General features: G+C 62.2%; 11 protein-coding genes. 6 read left to right on the forward strand and 5 right to left on the reverse strand.

Annotated elements, in window-relative coordinates; translation table 11 throughout:
• Nucleotides 1-3: 3 nt before the first annotated feature.
• Nucleotides 4-1731: a type IV-A pilus assembly ATPase PilB gene (pilB, locus tag ACWHY3_RS07165; RefSeq protein WP_448127914.1), complete on the reverse strand. Its 1728-nt coding sequence runs from the start codon at nt 1729-1731 to the stop codon at nt 4-6.
• A 350-nt stretch (nt 1732-2081) separates the two neighbouring features.
• On the opposite strand from pilB, the gene ACWHY3_RS07170 reads away from it, so the two are divergent.
• Nucleotides 2082-2699 (forward strand): pilin, encoded by a 618-nt coding sequence (locus ACWHY3_RS07170; protein ID WP_218776947.1) that lies wholly within the window; start codon nt 2082-2084, stop codon nt 2697-2699.
• 85 nt (nt 2700-2784) lie between these two features.
• Here ACWHY3_RS07170 and ACWHY3_RS07175 read toward each other — a convergent pair whose 3' ends face one another.
• Complete coding sequence (locus ACWHY3_RS07175; RefSeq protein WP_071232855.1) at nt 2785-3069, reverse strand: hypothetical protein; 285 nt, start codon at nt 3067-3069, stop codon at nt 2785-2787.
• A 379-nt stretch (nt 3070-3448) separates the two neighbouring features.
• Here ACWHY3_RS07175 and ACWHY3_RS07180 point away from each other — a divergent pair, with 379 nt between their 5' ends.
• Nucleotides 3449-4900: a TrkH family potassium uptake protein gene (locus ACWHY3_RS07180; protein ID WP_448127915.1), complete on the forward strand. Its 1452-nt coding sequence runs from the start codon at nt 3449-3451 to the stop codon at nt 4898-4900.
• 34 nt (nt 4901-4934) lie between these two features.
• On the opposite strand, the gene ACWHY3_RS07185 is transcribed toward ACWHY3_RS07180, so the two are convergent.
• The 3 genes from ACWHY3_RS07185 to ACWHY3_RS07195 form a co-directional block, all read right to left on the reverse strand.
• Entirely contained in the window at nt 4935-5720 is a 786-nt protein-coding gene (locus ACWHY3_RS07185; protein ID WP_448127916.1) for an RIO1 family regulatory kinase/ATPase domain-containing protein, read from the reverse strand.
• A gap of 327 nt (nt 5721-6047) precedes the next feature.
• Complete coding sequence (locus ACWHY3_RS07190) at nt 6048-7307, reverse strand: 1-acyl-sn-glycerol-3-phosphate acyltransferase (protein ID WP_448127917.1); 1260 nt, start codon at nt 7305-7307, stop codon at nt 6048-6050.
• A complete protein-coding gene (locus tag ACWHY3_RS07195; protein ID WP_448127918.1) occupies nt 7304-8230 on the reverse strand; it encodes a recombination-associated protein RdgC in 927 nt (308 codons plus the stop codon). The genes ACWHY3_RS07190 and ACWHY3_RS07195 overlap by 4 nt, the downstream gene beginning before the upstream one ends.
• Before the next feature lie 245 nt (nt 8231-8475).
• Here ACWHY3_RS07195 and ACWHY3_RS07200 point away from each other — a divergent pair, with 245 nt between their 5' ends.
• The 4 genes from ACWHY3_RS07200 to pheA all read left to right on the forward strand — a co-directional run bounded on the left by ACWHY3_RS07200 (nt 8476) and on the right by pheA (nt 14079).
• Nucleotides 8476-8907, forward strand: coding sequence for an acyl-CoA thioesterase (locus tag ACWHY3_RS07200; RefSeq protein ID WP_087717894.1), 432 nt, complete (start codon nt 8476-8478; stop codon nt 8905-8907).
• Nucleotides 8908-9068: 161 nt separating this feature from the next.
• Nucleotides 9069-11774 carry a DNA gyrase subunit A gene (gyrA, locus tag ACWHY3_RS07205; RefSeq protein WP_448127919.1) on the forward strand — a complete coding sequence of 902 codons (2706 nt, stop codon included), beginning with the start codon at nt 9069-9071 and terminating at the stop codon, nt 11772-11774.
• Between the two features lie 87 nt (nt 11775-11861).
• Nucleotides 11862-12944 carry a 3-phosphoserine/phosphohydroxythreonine transaminase gene (serC, locus tag ACWHY3_RS07210; RefSeq protein ID WP_087717892.1) on the forward strand — a complete coding sequence of 361 codons (1083 nt, stop codon included), beginning with the start codon at nt 11862-11864 and terminating at the stop codon, nt 12942-12944.
• 34 nt (nt 12945-12978) lie between these two features.
• The gene (gene pheA / locus ACWHY3_RS07215; protein WP_332778851.1) at nt 12979-14079 is read left to right on the forward strand and encodes a prephenate dehydratase; all 1101 of its coding nucleotides are present in this window, start codon (nt 12979-12981) and stop codon (nt 14077-14079) included.
• The last annotated feature ends 1 nt before the right edge of the window (nt 14080 follow it).

The raw sequence follows: 14080 nt of genomic DNA on the forward strand, positions 1-14080 counted from the left end.
CCGTCAGTCGATCGTCACGCGGTTGATCTCCTCGAGGCTGGTCATGCCTTGGAGTACCTTTTCGATACCGCTCTGGCGCAGTCCCGGGAAGCCGGCATCGCGTGCCGCGCGGGCCAGTTCCAGCGCGTGACTGTCGGCCATGATCAGCCGGCTCATGGCATCGTCCACCGGCACCACCTCGTAGATGCCGATACGCCCCTTGTAGCCCAGCGTGCATTGGTCGCAGCCCACGGCGCGGTAGAGTGTGGCGCTTGCCAGTCTTTCCGGCGAGACGCCTTCATGGTGCAGCACGTCCTCGGGGATCTCCGCCGGTGCCTTGCAGCGCGGGCAGAGCATGCGCGCCAGCCGCTGGGCGATGATCAGCGAAACCGAACTGGCGATATTGAAACTGGCAACGCCCATGTTGCGCAGGCGGGTCAGGGTTTCGGCGGCGGAGTTGGTATGTAGCGTCGATAGCACCAAGTGGCCGGTCTGGGCTGCCTTGACGGCGATCTCGGCGGTCTCCAGATCCCGGGTCTCGCCGACCATCACCACGTCCGGGTCCTGGCGCAGAAAGGCGCGCAGGGCGCTGGCGAAGTCGAGGCCGATGCGCGGCTGCACGTTGACCTGGTTGACGCCGGACACCTTGAGTTCCACCGGATCTTCCGCGGTCGAGATATTGCGCTCCTCGGTATTGAGCAGATTGATGCCGGTATAGAGCGTTACCGTCTTGCCGCTACCGGTGGGGCCGGTGGCCAGAATCATGCCCTGGGGCTCGGCCAGCGCGGCCTCGAACAGTTGACGCTGCTCCGGGGTGAAACCCAGCGCATCGATGCCGAAGCTGGCCGTTCGGGCATCCAGCAGTCGCAGGACGATTTTCTCGCCGAACACGGTGGGCAGCGTGTTGACGCGGAAATCGATGGCACGCTCACTATCGAGCCGAATCTTCATCGAGCCGTCCTGGGGCAGGCGGCGCTCCGAGATATCCAGTCGCGCCATGACCTTGAGCCGGGCAGCGAGGCGGGTGCGCAAGCTCAGCGGCGGCCGTGCGATCTCGAGCAGCAACCCATCGATGCGAAAGCGAATCCGGTAGCTCGACTCGTAGGGCTCGAAGTGGATGTCGGACGCGCCGCGCTGGATGGAGTCGTGCAGGATCTTGTTGACGAAACGCACCACGGGCTCGTCGTCTTCCCCGATCTGGTCGAGCGCGGCCGCTTCGCTGGCCAGATCGGCCTCGCTGGTATCCAGCGTCAGCGCTTCGCTGGCTTCCCCCAGCGCTTCCAGCATGCCGGAGGTTTCATGGCGCTGGTAACGCCTAGCCAGCGCCCGCTCCAGTTGATCGAACGGCACCAGGACGCCCTCGATCGCAAGCCCAGTGGTGAACTGCAGCTCGTCCAGCTGTGCCAGCGTGACCGGGAAGGCGATCGCCACGGTGAGACGGCGATCGTCGCGGGCCAGCGGCAGCACCTGAAAGCGACGGATGACCTTGTCCGCCACCGGCTCGATGATCGGCAGCTTGTCCCAGTCGACATGCTCCAGATCCATGAATGGCAGGCCATACTCGCGCGCTGCCAGCACGCCGGCTTCGCGGGCATCGACCCTGCCTTCACGGACCACCAGCTCCAGTAGCGTCAGTTGCTTGTCCGACGCGTCGCGGATCGCCTGCTCGCACGCCTCCGCGCTGATCAGTCCGTGTTCGATGAAGCGCTGGGCAAGACTGCTTTGCGTACGCGATGTGGTGACGTCCGACATGGAGATGAGAGCCCCGGCTAGCTGGCTGGCGAACGGATGGCGGGGGAGCGGCCCCGTGGAGCCCCGCGTTCACCGGCACGAATGGTTCGATCGACGAATCCGTTATCGGCTGACGCCTTTTTTTCTTTAAGTATTCTTGGCAATCTGCCGATAAAGCAGTCGAATGTCATCTACGGTAAATTTGTGTATCCTCGCAGGCGCGAGCTTGCGAGCGGTTCGGCAGGGTTCGACAGGCTTCGGCACCGTCCGAACACCCGACGTAGCGCTCGGGAAGCAAGCGGAAGGAATGCAAGGATAGAACGAATGTAACGATAGCGTGAACGCAAAAACAGCGTGAGCGTAACGATAGCATGAGCATAAAGAGAGAAACGACCGGCGGCACGATGGAAACCATCATGCCAACCGGCTCAATAACGGCTTCAACATCGGCAAGGCAGGGAACCACGATGCAACAGCAGCGCAAACCCGTTTCACACCGCCAGGGCGGCTTCACCCTGATCGAACTCATGATCGTCGTCGCGATCATCGGCATCCTCGCCGCCATCGCGATTCCGCAGTACCAGAACTACACGGCCAGGGCCAAGATGTCCGAAGTGATTCTGGCCGCCTCAAGTTGTAAGACTGCAATCAGCGAAGCGGCGATGGTAGGACTGAGCGAGAAGCCTAGTGGCACCGATGCTTTCAATTGCGATCAGAACACCACTGATGAGGCTGTGTCTCAATACGTCAAGTCAATCACTTCTAGCGCAGACGGTGTGATCACTATTACAGCGCAGAATATCGCTACGAATGTCGATAACACGACAATTGACTTTGTGCCTCACTCTACAGTGAGTACGGACACAACCAGTGGTACTCCTATGAAGGCGGCTGACTTTACTGGCAGCAAGCCAATCAAAGAGTGGCAATGTAAAACTGGGAGTTCCAGTGGGGTTCCTGAACAGTATTTGCCTGCAAGCTGTAAGTAACCTCTCCCGCAGTATTTCAGGGCCGGCATTCGCCGGCCCATTTTGTTTCTTCCTTCTTACAGCTTCCTACTTAAAGCTTACAGCTCTAATAAAGTGCCTTCTCCTCCCCCACGACCTCCCGCAACACCTCCAGAAACAGCCGATCCGCTTCCGAATGCTCGGCCGGGTCTTCCGGAATATGCACGCTGGTGGTATCCGAAATCTCGTTGGCGATGGTCGCCCAGGCCTGGGCGTCGTTGCTGCCGTCGGAGTGGCGCTTGGCGATGGCCAGAGAGCTCTCGAGAATGCCGGGCTCCTGCAGCAGTTTCTTGATAAAGGCGCGAAGCTCCTGAATGACGCGAGTCTTCTGCATTTCCGAGGCGGAACTCATGGGGGCTTTCCTCCAGTGACTAGCTTGTAATATTCGGCCTGTCTCGGCGCCGGCTCGTCGTCGAGATGAATGTTCGTCGTAGCTTTCAACGCCGGGCCGGCGCGCCTGCGTTGCGATGGCGCCACCATAGCATATCTCGCTGCGCGGCCAGAGTCGGTGCGGTCGATGAACCATCGTTCATGGACCGGGCGAGAACAGCGGATGCGAAATGCAGGCCGAGTCGTGTCTTGCACGGCGGGATGGCCTATCATCGCTCCGATTCGTTCGGCGGGGATGGCGTCGGCCGAATGACAATAGCGAATGCAGTAGGGTTGGACTCGGCCGCAGTGCGGTCGGATAGCGCCAGTCGAGCTCGCGTGACGAAGACCGGGAGGAAGTCTTGCAAGACGCCAAGCCAATTTTCAAGATTCTGGCGCTGCTGTTGATCGTGCTGTCGCTGTTCATGGTGCCACCGGTGGTGCTGCTGGGGCTCGAGAACGATCCGGACCTGTGGGCGTTTCTCGAGTCGATGGCGCTCGCGCTGGTGGTGTCGCTATCGCTGCTGGCGTGGACCTGGCGTACGCCGGTGGAACTGAAGACGCGCCACATGTTCATCCTGACCACGTCGAGCTGGGCGGTGATCAGCGCCTTCGCCAGCCTGCCGCTGGTGCTGGGAGCGCCGCAGCTGTCGTTCACCGATGCGGTGTTCGAATCGGTGTCGGCGATCACCACGACAGGTTCCACCGTGCTCGTCGGTATCGAGAATCTGTCCGATGGGCTCAAGCTGTGGCGCGGGCTGATGCAGTGGCTGGGCGGTATCGGCATCATCGTGATGGCGATCGCGATCCTGCCGTTTCTGAAGGTCGGCGGCATGCGGCTGTTCCAGACCGAATCCTCGGACTGGTCGGACAAGGTGCTGCCTCGGGCCGGCGGTATCGCCAAGGCGTCCACCATCATCTACCTCGGATTCACGCTGGTGGCGATCCTGAGCTACCGGCTGGCCGGCATGGGGACGCTGGATGCCATCGTGCACGCGATGAGTTCGGTCTCCACGGGCGGCTTCGCCAACTACGACGCCTCGTTCGGTCTCTATCACGACCGCCCGCTGATCCTGTGGCTCGGCTGTCTGTTCATGCTGGGTGGTGCGTTACCGTTCGTGCTCTATATCCGGTTGCTGCGCGATAGTCGTGGCGCGCTGTGGCAGGACCAGCAGGTGCGAGGGCTGGTCGGGTTGCTGGTCGTCGTGATCATGGCGCTGACGACCTATCGGGTCCTGGCGTTTTCCGAAGCGCCCTTCGAGGCGCTGACGGCAGTCGCTTTCAATGTGATTTCGGTGGTGACGACCACCGGCTACGCCAGCGAGGACTATTCGCTATGGGGGCCGCTGGCGGTCACCACGTTCTTCTTCATCACTTTCATTGGCGGTTGTAGCGGTTCGACCAGCGGTGGCATGAAGATATTCCGCTTCCAGATCGGCGGCCTGCTGCTGGTCAATCAGCTGCGCTATCTGGTCCATCCGAGCGGCGTGTTCGCCCAGCGCTACAACGGCCGACGGCTCAACGACGAGGTGGTGCGCGCGGTCATCGCCTTTTCGTTCTTCTTCTTTCTCACCGTGGCGGTGCTTTCCCTGGCACTGGCGGCGCTGGGGCTGGACATGGTCACGGCGATCACCGGCGCGGCCACGGCGCTCAACAACGTCGGCCCAGGGTTGGGCAATACCATTGGCCCGGCCGGCAATTTCGCCAGCCTGCCGGCTGCCGCCAAATGGTTGCTTTGCCTGGGCATGCTGATGGGGCGTCTGGAAATCCTCACCGTGCTGGTGCTGCTGATGCCGTTCTTCTGGCGCAAGTAGGCAGGAGAGCGTCGAGTATCAACGCAGCGTGAGTTCACGGGGCTTCATCGCGGCGCTGGCTTTGCGAATGGCGCTTGAGCCGGGGTAACAGGCCGCGTTTCCAGGTGTGCTGGAGACCTCTGATCCAGGCCGGTTTGCGACGCAGACGGGCCTCCTCCGGCGTGAGCGCTTCGCCGGTCAGCCGGGCCTTGAGCTTGAGCCCGCCGGCGAGGTCGCTGCGCCGCAGGGGGCGGAGCAGAAAGCGCAGCAGTCGTCCGCCGGGCAGATAGATCGCCGAGGCAAAATCGATCAACACCACGCGACCCCGGCTCACGATGATGTTGGAGCCCCGAATGTCGTTATGCACGATCGAGCTGCGGTGCAGGGAGGTCAGCACGGCCATCAACTGGGCGAAGTAGATCGGGCTCGTGGGATCTGCCGCTTCGCTCAGCATCTCGCCGGGCACGTACTCCAGCAATAACGCGAGCTTGCCGATCTGGCCGACCACCTTGGGTGCGTGAGGCCAGTGGCGCAGGCGCTCCAGTATGCGGGCCTCGTGACGCAGCAGCAGGCGCGCGGGGATTGCCTGCCAGCTACCGGCGTAGCGGCTGTAGTCCTTGCAGATCACGGGCTGGCCCGCGTGGATCTTGAGAACGACATCGGCCTTGAGCAGGCCTTCGCCGCGTTGCAGTGTTCGTGGCGTGATCAGCGGTGGCGTCAGGATCGTTGGAAATGAGGTTGATGACGGTGGCGGCGGCTGGGTTGCCGAAAGCACGCTGTCGGCATCGAGCGTTCTGGCCTCGGCCGGGGAAGTGGTGGCGGAATCGAGAGGAGCATTCATGGCTGGAAACGTTAAAGATGCTAATTAGCTGGCTAAATTTAAGCGTATTTTAAGAAATTTCCTGCGATCACGCCAGCACGGGATCGATGGGCAGCGATAAAGTCAGCTCAGGGGAGCTGTTTTTGGCCAAGCCGAGCCGAGCCGAGCCGAGCCGAGCTTGATACGGTTCGATTTGGTTCGGTTCGATTTGGTTCGGTTTGGTTCGATTCGATTCGATTCGATTCGATAGAAGAGAAAGGCTGGGTAGCGGGCGCGGAAAAGGGGTGAGGCATCAGGAAAACCGCCATCGCAAGGAGCGATGGCGGTTGGGTCAACGGTATGCGGGTGTCAGGACTGGGCTTCCCGGCCGTGGGCTCGGCCGGCGCGGTTCAGAATGGGGTTGGCGTACTGCATCAGCCACCAGTGACGGAGTTCGTCCGGCACTTGGGATAGCTGCGCCTGGAAACGCTCGCGATCGCCCGCTGTCACGCCGGAAAGGTCGACCAGATCCGGAGCCAGTCCGGTTTCGGCCAGCGCGAGCCGATGGCTGGGGAAGATCGGGTAGTTTTCCAGCACCTGACGGTCGATCTCTGCGGCGACGTCATCGGCGTTGTCGAAATCCGCCGAGAGCGGCGTGCCGAACACCAGCTTGACGCGTCCCTTGTCGCCGGTAATCCCCGCGACGATGGAGAGGATGTCCTCGAATTCCACCTTCTTGTAGGCGCCGTCGGTCTCCTTGGCATGCAGCTCGCGGGCCTTGTTGATGGCGCAGGGGTCGTACTCGTAGCTGATCGAGACCGGCACGATCTTGAGCTCGCGCACGGCGGCGCCGATATCGCTGTCGCCTTCTTCCAGGCGCCGAGCCATGGCCAGCATCTTGACGATGGCGCTGTCGGTGCGGTCGACGCCATCCTTGGCCCGGCCTTCCCGCTGGGCCAGCCAGACCGAGTGATTGTCGTCGGTAATCGAGTGACGGATATAACCGGACAGTGACTGGTACGCTGCCAGCATCGCCCGTTTGCCCTTGACCGAGCGCGGCACGATGAAGCTCTTGTTGAGCCGCATCAGGTCGGTCACGAACGGCTTCTGCAGCAGGTTGTCGCCAATGGCGATACGGACGGTGTCATGCCCTTCCGTATAGAGCGCGTAGTTGACGAAGGCCGGGTCGAGGGCGATATCGCGATGGTTGCCGATGAACAGATAGGCCTGATCCGACGACAGTCGATCCAGACCTTTGACTTCGAATCCTCGGGTGGTGCTGGCGATCATGTGCGCCATGTATTCGGCGATGCGCAACTGGAAGTCGCGCACCGTCGAGACGTTGCGGACCTCGCGCTGGATCCGGAAGCTGGCCAGCTTGCGCGCCAGCGGCGGGGCGAAGCGCGACAGCCGTGGCAGCCGGTACCGGGTGATCGCATCCAGCAGTTCGCTGTCGTGCGCCAGCCGGGCCAGTACCGCCGCTACCTCTTCGTCGTGATAGGGGCGGATATCGGCAAAGCGATCGAGATCGATGGCCGCTTCGGCGCTGTGCGGGTTGCCATGCGAATTGCCGGCCGCGGTGCCCTGGGAGGGGGCTGCGCCTTTGTCGGTATCGAAACGGAGCGTCATGGTGTCGGGGCTGCCGGGTCGGCTTCGCCACCCAGCCATTCGATCAGTTGGGTGACGAAGGTAGCCAAGGTTTGGGACATCAAGGCGAAGTCCGTCTCCAGACTGATGATCGGATCTTCACCGTCGTCGCTCTGGCTGGCTTCGTCCAGCAGGGCATCGTCGAACTGCAGCGACTTGAGCGCCAGGTCGTCATGCAGCATCACGCGGAGCTGGCCTTCGCTGCCCAGGCTGAGCTGGCTCGCCTGGCGCCCGTTCTCGAGCAGCGACTGGATCTCTTCGCTGTCGAGGTCGACCTGGCGCGCGCGCAGCACGCCGTCGTCCTCGGCGGCACGCAGCTCGACCTGATCGCCGAGCAGCAGGCTGGCGGGGCGGCTGGCGGGGTCGCTCAACCACTGGGTCATGCCGCGAGAGGGCGGCGTTTTCGTCGCCAGCGGTGTCACCTTCAACGAGCCGAGCGTCTGACGCAGCAGATCGAGCACTTCTTCGGCACGCTTGCGGCTGGAGGCGTTGATGCCGATCAGCTGCTGGCGGGTGTCCCACCACAGTTCGACGCGCTGCGTCCGGGTGAAGGCCTGCGGCAGCAGTTCCTCCATCACCTGCTCCTTGAGCAGTTGGCGCTCCCGGCGCGAGAGTGGCTGCCCTTCGGCCTGCTCGCGTGCCTCGCTACGCTCGTTGACTTCGTCATTGACGACCGCGGCCGGCAGCAGACGCTCCTGGCGCAGCATCGACAGCAGTCGATGCCCCTGAATTTCGTGTACGCGTTGTTCGCTGCGGCGGCCGGCCGGTGCGCTCCAGCCAACCCGGCGTGCTTCACGCGGGGAGACGGGGCGAAACGCAAATTCTGCCAGCGCGGTTTCCAGATCCTCGACGGAGAGAACCTCGGTGTCATGGCAGCGATACAGATGACAATGCTTGAACCACATGCGCCCGATCCGTTTGAAAGGAGGCATATTATGGCGAAACGACCCAGGTGTTACCACCAAGGTTGCGCGTCGATATTTGCGCGTCTGTTTCAAACGGGCGTATGTTTTCGAGCTACGAGCTACGAGCTACGAGCTACGAGCTACGAGCTACGAGCTACGAGCTACGAGCTACGAGCTACGAGCTACGAGCTACGAGCTACGAGCTACGAGCTACGACGAGACTTTGCATCAACAGGAGAGATACCATGGATTCACGCACTACCGTGACTGCCGTGCGCGTTCGCGGCTTTCATCTCGATGGCTACGGCCACGTCAATCACGCCCGCTATCTGGAGTTTCTGGAAGAAGGGCGCTGGGCCTATGTCGACGCGCACCCGGAGTTTGCCGAAGGCTTGGCAAGAGGCGTGGCGCTGGTCGCGGTCAATCTCAATATCGATTACCGGCGCGCGGCCGTCATGAACGACGACCTCGAGGTCGAGACCTGCCTGACCCGGCTTGGCGGGCGCAGCGGGGTGGTCGGCCATCGCATTACCCATGTCGGCAGCGGTGAGCTGGTCGCATCGGCTAAGCTGACCTTCGTGTTGCTGGACCAGCAAAGCGGCCAGGTGATTCCGATGGAAGGGGAATGGGCGGAGCGATTGGGACCCTTGGTCGTCGATGTGGCTGAAACGAAGTAGAAAACCGGGTCAAAGCGCGTCAACGCCTGCCTTTGAAGTCCCTGAAATGGTATGATCCCGTGATTGTGTGGCTGAGCCACTTGGCCGCCTAGCCAGGGCTTTATTAACGCTGCCACGGCCGGACTCCGGGCGTGGCAGCGGTGCAAAGGATTTGACGACCCATGGGTGATATCGCCAGAGAGATTCTGCCAGTCAACATCGAGGACGAACTCAAGCAGTCCTATCTGGACTATGCGATGAGCGTCATCATCGGGCGCGCGCTACCCGATGTCCGCGATGGCTTGAAGCCGGTCCACCGTCGCGTGCTCTACGCGATGCACGAGCTTGGCAATGACTGGAACAAGCCATACAAGAAGTCGGCGCGCGTGGTCGGCGATGTCATCGGTAAATATCATCCCCACGGCGACAGCGCGGTCTACGACACCATCGTGCGCATGGCGCAGCATTTCTCGATGCGCCACGTATTGATCGACGGTCAGGGCAACTTCGGGTCCATCGATGGCGATAACGCGGCGGCAATGCGTTACACCGAAGTTCGCATGGCGCGCCTGTCCCATGAACTGCTCGCCGATCTCGAGAAGGATACCGTCGACTGGGTCGACAACTACGACGGCACCGAGCGAATCCCCGAAGTGCTGCCGACCAAGGTGCCGAACCTGCTGATCAACGGTGCCTCCGGTATCGCCGTGGGCATGGCGACCAACATTCCGCCGCACAACATGGTGGAGGTGATCAACGGTTGCCTGGCGCTGATCGAGGATTACACGCTGACGGTCGATGACCTGATGGAGTACATCCCCGGGCCCGACTTCCCCACTGCCGGCATCATCAACGGTCGCGCCGGCATTCTCGAAGCCTACCGTACCGGCCGCGGGCGCATCTACGTGCGCGCCAAGCATACCGTCGAGTTCGACAAGAAGAGCGGTCGTGACCACATCGTCATCACCGAGCTTCCCTACCAGGTCAACAAGGCGCGGCTGATCGAGAAGATCGCCGAGCTGGTCAAGGAGAAGCGGATCGAGGGTATCGCCGAGCTGCGCGACGAGTCCGACAAGGAAGGGCTGCGCGTGGTGATCGAGATCAAGCGTGGCGAATCCGGCGATGTTGTCGTCAACAACCTGTTCGCGCACACGCAGCTCGAGAACGTGTTCGGGATCAATATCGTCGCCCTCGACGACGGTCAGCCCAAGACACTGAACCTCAAGCAACTGCTCGAGGCCTTTGTCCGGCACCGGCGTGAAGTCGTTACTCGCCGCACGCTGTTCGAACTCCGCAAGGCTCGTGAACGCGGGCATCTGCTCGAAGGCCTGACGGTCGCGATCTCCAATATCGACGAGGTGATCGAACTGATCAAGGCCTCGCCGAACGCCGCCGAAGCGAAGGAAAAACTGCTTGCCCGCGACTGGCAGCCGGGGCAGGTCACCGGCATGCTCGAGCGCGCCGGCGCGACTTCCTGCAAGCCGGAAGATCTCGAGGAAGGCTATGGTCTGACCGACGACAGCCAGCTCTATCGGCTCTCGCCAGCCCAGGCGCAGGCCATTCTGGAGCTGCGCCTGCATCGCCTTACCGGTCTGGAAACGGAGAAGCTGCTCGACGAGTACCTGAGCATTCTCGAGCGCATCGCTGAACTCAATCATATCCTGGCGTCGCCGGATCGCCTGCTCGAGGTGATCCGCGAGGAACTGGAGGCGATCCGCGACCAGTACGGTGACGCGCGCCGGACCGAGATTCATACCAGCCGTCTCGACCTGTCCATGGAAGATCTGATCGCCGAGGAAGACATGGTGGTCACGCTCTCCCGCGGCGGTTATGCCAAGACGCAGCCGATCTCCGATTACCAGGCGCAGAAACGGGGCGGTCGCGGCAAGTCGGCGACCAGCATGAAGGACGAAGACGTCATCGAGCATCTGGTAGTGGCCTCGACCCACGACACCATGCTGCTGTTCTCCAGCCGCGGCAAGGTCTACTGGCTCAAGACCTACGAGATGCCCAATGCCAGCCGAGGCTCCCGCGGCAAGCCGCTGGTCAACCTGCTGCCGCTGGATGCCGGCGAGTCGATCAGTGCGGTCCTCCCGGTGCGCGAGTATCGGGAAGACAGCTACATCTTCTTCGCTACCGCTAACGGTACGGTCAAGCGGACAACGCTGGATCAGTTCTCCCGGCCGCGTAGCGTGGGCCTGATTGCGCTGGATCTCGACGAGGGCGATCGTCTGGTCGGTGCGGCGATCACCTCCGGTTCGGATCATGTCATGCTCTTGTCCTCCAATGGCAAGGCGATCCGCTTCGAAGAGGGCAATGTTCGTCCGATGGGCCGTACCGCTCGCGGCGTGCGCGGCATGCGCCTGCTCGATGGGGCCGAGGTGATCAGTCTGATCATTCCGCAGAGCCAGACCATCGATGCGGATGCGGATAACGAGGCCGACGCCAATGACGGTGAAGGCGGCAGCGTCAATGACGAGCAGATCTATATCCTGACGGCTTCGGAAAACGGCTACGGCAAGCGCACCCGGCTCGAGGAGTTCCCGATCCGTGGACGCGGCGGTCAGGGCGTGATCGCGATGCAGGCCACGGCCCGCAACGGTGCGCTGGTCGCGGCGATGCAGGTTCGCAGCAGCGACGAAATGATGCTGATCACCGATCGAGGCACGCTGGTGCGTACCCGTGTCTCCGAAGTCTCGATCAGCTCGCGTAACACCCAGGGTGTCACTCTGATTCGCACCGGCGACGACGAGCGTCTGGTGAAGACGGTTCGCGTAGACGAACCGAGCGAGGAGGAGTTGGCGGAAGACGAGGTCGCCGTGGATCTGGCGGAAGAGACGCCGCCTGCCGATGCGGACGCTGCCGAGCCCGGTGACGAACGCGAGTAGGCAGCTGGTGCCCCGAGAGCGTCTCCGGGGCGTGTTTCTGAGTAGTGGTGTAAGTGGCTTTTAGGCTTGAATCGGGAAACCTTGACGATGACACGTCTGCATAATTTCTGTGCTGGCCCGGCGGCGATGCCGACCGCCGTTCTGGAACGCGCCCGCGAAGAGTTGCTCGACTATCGGGGCCAGGGGCTATCGGTGATGGAAATGAGTCATCGCAGCCCGACGTTCGAAGCAGTCGCTGCTCAGGCCGAGCAGGACCTGCGCGATCTGCTGGCGATTCCTGACAACTACCGCGTGCTGTTCATGCAGGGCGGCGCCACCATGCAGTTTGCCTGCGTGCCGCTCAACCTGCTCGGGCAGGGCGGTACGCCCAACTATCTGGATACCGGCATCTGGTCGTCCAAGGCGATCAAGGAGGCGGATCACCTCGCCGCTTCCCATATCGCCGGGTCGACGCGCAACAACGGTTACGTCCACGTGCCGCGCCCGGATGACATTTCGCTCTCGAGCGATGCCGCCTACCTGCACTACTGTCACAACGAGACCATCGGCGGGTTGGCATACGACTACACGCCAGAGGTTTCCGTGCCGTTGGTGTGCGACATGTCGTCGTCGATCCTGTCGGCGCCGCTGGATGTGAGCCGCTATGGCGTCATCTATGCCGGCGCGCAGAAGAACATCGGCCCTGCCGGTATCACCGTGGTTATCGTCCGCGACGACCTGCTCGAGCGCGCTCTGCCGCAGACGCCGTCGCTGCTGGGGTGGAAGGTCTACGCCGAAAACGACTCGATGATCAACACGCCGCCCACCTACGCCTGGTATCTGGCCGGCCTGGTATTTCACTGGCTCAAGCAGGATATCGGTGGCCTGGCCGAGATGGAGGCGATCAACCGCCGCAAGTGCGAGGCGCTCTATTCGATGATCGATAACAGCGATTTCTATGCCAACCCGATCGACCCGACCAACCGCTCGATCATGAACGTGCCGTTCACGCTGGCGGACGAGTCGCTGAATTCGGTCTTTCTCAGTGAGGCCGAGTCGGAAGGGTTGCTGAATCTCAAGGGGCACCGCAGCGTCGGCGGCATGCGTGCGAGCCTCTACAATGCGGTCAGCGAAGCCGACGTGCAGGCGCTGACCACGTTCATGCAGGATTTCGAGCGCCGCCGCGGTTAAGCGGGGCGTCACCCACCTCCTTCAGGATACGGTCATGAGTGACTCCTCGAATTCGCCGCTGGACCTTGCAGCCCTGCGGCAACGTATCGATACCATCGACAGCGAACTGCTGCGGCTGATCAGCGAGCGCGCCGATTGCGCCCAGCAGGTCGCCCACGTCAAGACGGCGGATGATCCGGACGCCGTGTTCTATCGGCCGGAGCGCGAGGCTCAGGTCCTGCGCCGGGTGATGGAAAGCAATCCCGGGCCACTGCACAGCGAGGAAATGGCACGCCTGTTCCGCGAGATCATGTCGGCCTGCCTGGCGCTGGAGAAGCCGATCAAGGTGGCTTATCTCGGCCCGGAGGGGACCTTTACCCAGCAGGCGGCGCTCAAGCATTTCGGGCATAGCGCGATCAGCCTGCCGATGGCCGCGATCGACGAAGTGTTCCGCGAGGTCGAGGCGGGCGCGGTCAACTATGGCGTGGTGCCGGTGGAGAACTCCACCGAGGGCGTGGTCAACAACACGCTGGATTCGTTCATGGATTCCGGTCTGCATATCAGCGGCGAGGTCGTGTTGCGTATCCATCATCACCTGTTGATATCGAGCATTACGCGCCAGGACAAGATCTCGCGCATCTACTCGCATCCGCAATCCTTTGCCCAGTGCCGCAAGTGGCTGGATGCGCATTACCCGCATGCCGAGCGTGTCGCGGTATCGTCGAATGCCGAAGCGGCGCGGCTGGTCAAGACCGAGTGGCACAGTGCCGCCATCGCGGGCGATATGGCCGCCCAGCTCTACGGGCTCGATCACGTCGCCGAGAAGATCGAAGACCGGCCGGACAACTCCACGCGATTCCTGATCATCGGCAATGAGTCGGTCCCGCCGTCCGGCACCGACAAGACTTCCATCGTGGTCGCCATGCGTAACGAGCCGGGCGCGTTGCACGATCTGCTCGAGCCGTTCCATCGCCACCGTGTCGACATGACACGGCTGGAAACACGGCCGTCCCGCACCGGGGCCTGGAATTACGTATTCTTTATCGACTTCAAGGGGCATGTCGATCAGCCCGAGATCGCCCGTGTGCTGGATGAAGTACGCAACTGCGCCCAGGACATGAAAGTGCTGGGCTCCTACCCGGTGGGTGTGCTGTAAG

It is taken from the genome of Salinicola sp. NYA28a, assembly GCF_976982775.1.